The sequence below is a fragment of the Oligoflexus sp. genome (genome assembly GCF_035638955.1).
Classification (GTDB): Bacteria; Bdellovibrionota_B; Oligoflexia; order Oligoflexales; family Oligoflexaceae; genus Oligoflexus.
Map to the genome: position 1 here is coordinate 1 of NZ_DASQYZ010000420.1, position 2434 is coordinate 2434.

Here is a 2434-nt window from a genome sequence, read left to right on the forward strand (position 1 = left end):
CTGGTTTTCCAGAAAAGTGGAAAACCACCTCCATGTTTCCTAACCCGAAGGGCGCGAACACGTGACCTATGATCGGGAGCGTAGTGCGGGAAATCCGCATGCTGCGTTCTGAGGAGGGGCTCCCTGGAGCGATCCGGCGGGTCTACTCACCCCGGGGCCCTGGATTTATGGCTCCCACATCATGAATTTTGAAGCATCGGCTGTAACGCGAATGCGGCCCAACGCTTCCGTTCCGGTGTAAAACTGAATCGTCGCATTCGGGTCTTTTGCCTGCGGAGGAACGATGCCTTCTAAGATCAACGCATCGATAACTTCGCTCCACTTCACCGCGATCGCAGGGGATCCCGAGTTGTTGAAGGATCTTGGCAGTCTCCAAGCACGGCCACCTAAGTAAACAAAATGAGCACTGACACCATGCTCTGTGATGAACTCGTTTCTGCTGACACGTACATCTGGATTCCACTGCGGGAGTACAGGCCCAGATTTTGGCGGACTGACGTCAACATTGAACTCCACGATGTAGCTACGGTTATTAAGTGTCGAGTACCACGTGATACCAATGAGAACGCGCGCCTGAGCCGCATCGTCCGCCTTATTTACCGTTCTCTCGACTTCAGCTCTCATTCGTACTGAAGTCGCGCCTGCCACTAACGACGCTGCGTTGTTACCGCCCAGGTACACGTTTCCATAGGGCGTGTTGTGCTGGAGACCGATATACAGATTCGGCGTAAGGGCTGACGTCCAAGTTCTAGAGTCGACCTGCAACCGAACAGAACCATCTTGGCCACCTCCGCCTGTGAGCCAGTTAAAGCTGAACGGGCAAGACTGATTCGAACCACCCGGAACGTCGAACAGATCTTGTGAGTTCACTCGGCACGGGGCTAAGCTTCCGCCCACATCAACGCCCATGGTATAGAAACCTTGCCCCTGAGCAAGCGACCCTTTGCATTTGCCTCCGGGTGCATCGGGACAAGACTCTGAGTAAGTCGCGGAATCGGGATTGAAAGTCGCGATACGTCGATGGCGAAACTCAGGCTCAAATCCCTTCGGAGTTCCAGATTTCGACATGCTCGCGGCGATAGGGCCGGCTACCAAGGGATTGGTTCCGTCTTGACTGATCAGGTAAACAAATACGCTATGCTCTTGGCCATCCCGGTATTGCACCGGAAGCTCGGCTGAAAAACCATGATTGCCCTGAATGCCAAAAGCTTGATTGACGTCAGCTCGATGCGAGTCAGTGTTGACGACCGCGACCAGCGCTCCTTGCCCAGCTGGACCGCCTATGTAGATGTGAATTTGTCGGGTCGATGAAGGAGCAGCTGGATCGTAGGCCCAACCTCGTATCATTCCATTCGAAGTTGAATCAACGTAACCGTATTGACCTCCGCCGGTTGATGCCAATGCCATTGTCCCGCTGAGATACTTTTTTACGTTACTTGAATGAATTGCCTGGAAGCCCTCGGCGCAACCCGTGCAAGCAACCAGAACTGTCGCAATCCAAAACAAAGTTGATCTTTTCATCTGGTTACCTCTTTTGAACTGACAGCAAATCTCGTCACTTTACTCGAAGTAAGTTTGCAATCAGTGGCGCTTAGAAATGAGACCAATCTACCTTGCTCGAAGCTTATTCCTTTACCAACTCATGGGATGAACTACTGTGGCGCTAAGCGAGCAAAAAAATCCAGGGCCCGGGGTGAGTAGACCCACCAGATCGCTCCAGTAGGCCGCTGGATACTGAGCCGACAAAAATATTGCAGCTAAAGGTGGCTCATGAGGTTCATCTATCCGTCTCAGGGGCGCGGAAACGACTTCAAAAATTCAAAGATGATGTAGCAAAGGAAAGGCTTCAAGATGGCTGATTACAAGGATAACCAAACTCCGGTTCCCCAGCTCCACCTCGAACGCTGGTTAACCGGAGACTTGCAGGACCACGACAAACAAAAGCTGACGCTTCGCTTTGGTGAAGGTGTGATCTCGGCCGTGGAGTTTGCGCTCCGTCGGCTCCTTCCAGATGCAGGGGACAGCGCCCTTAAGCTCATTCTTGAAGCTGCAGGTTCAATCATCATCGGGGATGGTAAGGATTGCTCAAAAAAAGGTTGTGTTGCGTTTGCAGAAGCTGAGCGAGGGGAAGCACGGATTGGCGAACGATCATGCAGCGACGGAATAGAAGATCTCTGCAGAGGTATCACCCTCTGCTCTGACCTGCCGTTTTCGAATGATCCTCATCGACTCAAACCCACCAATTGTAACCCTTGCCGTTCGAAGCCGCTTGAAACCCAGGGTGGCTCTGCACAGCTGCTTTATAGGCCTATGGTCCTGCTCGATAATGTTGTTTAAATATTTATTCTGACGAATCTCGATATCAATTCCTTCGTCATCGTTATAGTCATTGATCCCAGCAGTGTTGGCTCCACTTTTGTCGATATTGATCTTT

The 2434-nt window shown here is 51.7% G+C and carries 2 protein-coding genes; both read right to left on the minus strand.

The features are described 5' to 3' along the window. Positions 1-165 precede the first annotated feature (165 nt). Positions 166-1521, minus strand: a complete 1356-nt coding sequence (locus tag VE954_RS35380; protein ID WP_324961990.1) for a hypothetical protein — start codon at positions 1519-1521, stop codon at positions 166-168. A gap of 627 nt (positions 1522-2148) precedes the next feature. Beyond that, a partial coding sequence (locus tag VE954_RS35385; RefSeq protein WP_324961992.1) for a DDE-type integrase/transposase/recombinase occupies positions 2149-2434 on the minus strand: 286 nt, incomplete at its 5' end.